Genomic DNA, 3230 nt, shown 5'->3' on the forward strand with positions numbered 1-3230 from the left:
GACGGCGGGCTCACCAATCTGCCGCGCGGGATCGACGAGTACCTCGAGCGTCGGCGAGTGGCCGGGGCGGCCGGCGACTCGGGCAAGATCTCGCGGGCCGCGTCCGGCGCCGCGTCCGGCAGCGCGGGCGTTGCAGCTCCCGCAGTCCTCGACCTCAGCTCCGGCGAGCAGCGCGAGCTGCAGAAGGAGATGAACAAGCTCGAGCGGCAGATGCAGAAGCTCTCCCAGCGCGAGGAGAAGCTCCACGCCGACCTCGCGGCCGCCGCCGGCGAGGTGTTGGACACTGAGAAACTCGCCGCGCTGGATCGTGATCTCCAGACTGTCGTCGCGGAGAAGGAAGAGCTCGAGGAGCGGTGGATGGAGATCGGCGAGCAGCTCGAGGGCTAACGCGATCGCGGCCGACGTGCGCAGCGCAGTTCCGCGTCTCGGCGCAGATGATGTGCGGTCCGGTGGGCCCAGGTCCTCCGGGAGGCACCACTGCGGAGAGCTCTGGACTTCTGCAGTGGTGCCTACCGGCCTCGCTGTGGTTACGACCGAGCAGAGAAGAGACTATCGGGCCCCAGCCGGGTCGGGCCGCCGGACGAGGTCGGCCGAGGAGCGCGACTCAACTCTCGTCGATCATGCCGTAATGCTCGAGCAGCTGCCCCACCACGTTGTTCTCGATGTGATGATGGGCGTACCGCCGGGCGAGCGGACCACCGGGGATCTCGAACGCCGCACCGTCGCGCATCCGATTCACGGCGTGGAACAGCGCACGCACGTCGTAGGTGGAGTTGAACACTTCCGGCACCCCGCGTTCGATGTCCAGCAGTGTGTAGACCGCTTCCATCGGGGTGCGCACCGAGTATTCGGTCGTGAAGATGCAGTCCCGCTCCTTTGACTGGGAGAACTGGCCGATGAACGCGAAGTTCGTGGACCCCTCGGGCACCACGGCGGGCCGGTCACTGTGCTTACGGGGCATGAAGAACGCGGTCACGTACGGCATCATGACCGGCACGGTCTTGGCGCCGGTGGCCGCCAGTTCGTCGATCTGGTCGACCGGGACGCCCATGTGGTAGAGCCACTCCTGGGTGATCTCCTCGCCGGTGCAGTCCTGCATCGACTTCTTCACATAGTCGCCCTCGGCCTCGGGGAAAAGCCCGTAGATCCAGGCCACGATCTGATCCTTGGGCTGCTTCTTGAAATGCGGCTGACGGTTGACCGTCCAGGACATCAGCCAGTTGGAGTCCATCACCGTGACGATGCCTCCGGTGACCACCTTGCCGCTGAAGGGATCACGCTTGGAGATCTTCTGGATGTACTCGGGGATCCGCGGATCGAGCGTCGTTACCGTGGCCGACTCCCACTTGGTCTTGGGGATGTGGGCGCCGAACACATCGGGGTTGCCGAACGACGGGTCCTTCCCGGCGATCTTGCGCCACAGGTCCCAGGCCGGGGCGGGGCCGGTGTTGAGCCGAGCCGGGGTGTGATGATCGCCGTCGTCGGAGTTCTCGGTGAGCGACCCGATGGTCATGAACAGCAGGTCGTCCTCGGTGAGGTCGATCTGCTTCGGCTCGCCCTTCTCCACGAGGTGGATGCGGGAGGCCTGCTTGCGGACCTCGTCCTGCTCGATCATGAAGTCGACGTCGGTGACGACCGTGCTGTACTGGAAGTTCACACCCTGATCGGTCAGCCACGTGACCAATGGCAGCACGAGCGATTCGAACTGGTTGTACTTGGTGAACTTCAGCGTCGAGAAGTCCGGGAGGCCCTGGATCTGGTGGATGAAGCGGTGCAGGTAGAGCTTCATCTCAAGCGCGGAATGCCATTCTTCGAACGCGAACATGGTGCGCCAGTAGAGCCAGAAGTTGCTGTCGAGGAATGCCCGGGTGAAGACCTCGTCGATCCGCTTGTCCTCCATTTCCTCTGGAAGGGCGGTGAAGATGTTCGAGATTTCCTGCTGGGCCTTCTTGCTCAGGTCGAACTTGAAGTTCGTGCCGCCGTCCTCACCCTGGTTCTTGGTGGTGCGGCGCAGCGTGTAGTTCGGGTCGTCGCGGTTGATCCAGAAGAACTCGTCGAGGACACTCGCGTTCTCCTCCTCGAGCGACGGGATGGACCGGAAGAGATCCCACAGGCACTCGAAGTTGCTCTCCATCTCGCGTCCGCCGCGGATCACGAAGCCCTTGTCGGGGATGTCGAGACCGTCGAGCGCGCCACCCGGAAGATCCTGCTGTTCGAAAATCGTGATCCGGGAGCCGTCCATCTGGCCGTCACGGATCAGAAAGGCTGCGCCGGCGAGTGCGGCGAGTCCGGATCCGACGAACCAGGCACGCTTCGAGTCCACCCCCTCCGGCTTCCTCGGGCGTGCGAATGCCTCGTAGTTACCACTCGTGTACCGCATCGGACTCCTTCTTGCCGAGCGCGCCGGAAGAGCCCGGTCCGGGCTGTCAGCACGCGGGTGTGGGGTGAGCGTCGCCGTGCTGGAGTGCTGCGGCGCTCGCCCCTAGGCTAGTGGCGCTATGCGACTCTGAGCAGGCAATCTAAGAAATAGTTGTCTGAACGGATATGGCTGCGCGGAGGGCCTGCGTGTCGGTCAGATCGGGCAGGACCACGTGGGCGCCGGCCGAGTGGAGGTCGTCGGCCGAGACCCGCCCCGTCGCCACGCCGACGCAGCGGGCACCCGCATCGAGTGCGCCGCGCACGTCGTGCACGTGATCGCCCACCACGACCGCCTGCGCAGGAGAGACGTCAATACCTTGCGCGCGGGCGGCGGCGACCGCGTCGAGGATCAGGTGGGCCCGGTCGCTGCGGTGATCGCCGAACGCCCCGAGCGAGGGATCGGGCAGGCCGTCGAACCCGCAGACACGCAGCTTGAGCAGCGCGGTCCGACGCATGTTGCCGGTCACGATGCCCTGGTACACGAGCGGGTGCGCGGCCAGCGCGCGAACTGCGTCATGGGCGCCGGGTAGGGGACCGCCGCCGCCGGCGAGCAGGTCGTCGGCGAACGTCTCGCACCGGTCGGCGACGGCATCCATGACCGAGCGCACGAGAGGGCTGCCCTCGCCGGCGGGCGCAGAAGAGTGCGCAGGGCCGGCGGGCGCGAGGGTGGGCGCAGGGCCAGCGCGCGTGGGGCCGGTGTCGTCGTCGATATTCATGCCGTTGCGCACCAGCAGATCGGTGAGGATCGCACGGTCGGTACGTCCGGCGAACGAAGCGCCCATTACAGGTTCGCGGCCGAGCAGTTCGGCGAG

Annotated in this window: 3 protein-coding genes; 1 reads left to right on the forward strand and 2 read right to left on the reverse strand. The window is 66.0% G+C overall.

What is annotated here, in order from left to right; all coding sequences use genetic code 11:
• Positions 1-387: ABC transporter C-terminal domain-containing protein (locus ACWIE7_RS18565; RefSeq protein WP_454070242.1), on the forward strand; the 387-nt coding region annotated here is incomplete at its 5' end.
• A gap of 217 nt (positions 388-604) precedes the next feature.
• On the opposite strand, the gene ACWIE7_RS18570 is transcribed toward ACWIE7_RS18565, so the two are convergent.
• Together ACWIE7_RS18570 and ACWIE7_RS18575 are read right to left on the reverse strand one after the other, a co-directional pair.
• Positions 605-2380: an oleate hydratase gene (locus tag ACWIE7_RS18570; protein ID WP_454070243.1), complete on the reverse strand. Its 1776-nt coding sequence runs from the start codon at positions 2378-2380 to the stop codon at positions 605-607.
• A 139-nt stretch (positions 2381-2519) separates the two neighbouring features.
• The coding region (locus ACWIE7_RS18575; RefSeq protein WP_454070244.1) for an HAD hydrolase-like protein at positions 2520-3230 on the reverse strand (711 nt) is incomplete at its 5' end.

It is taken from the genome of Dietzia sp. NPDC055343, from assembly GCF_053645265.1.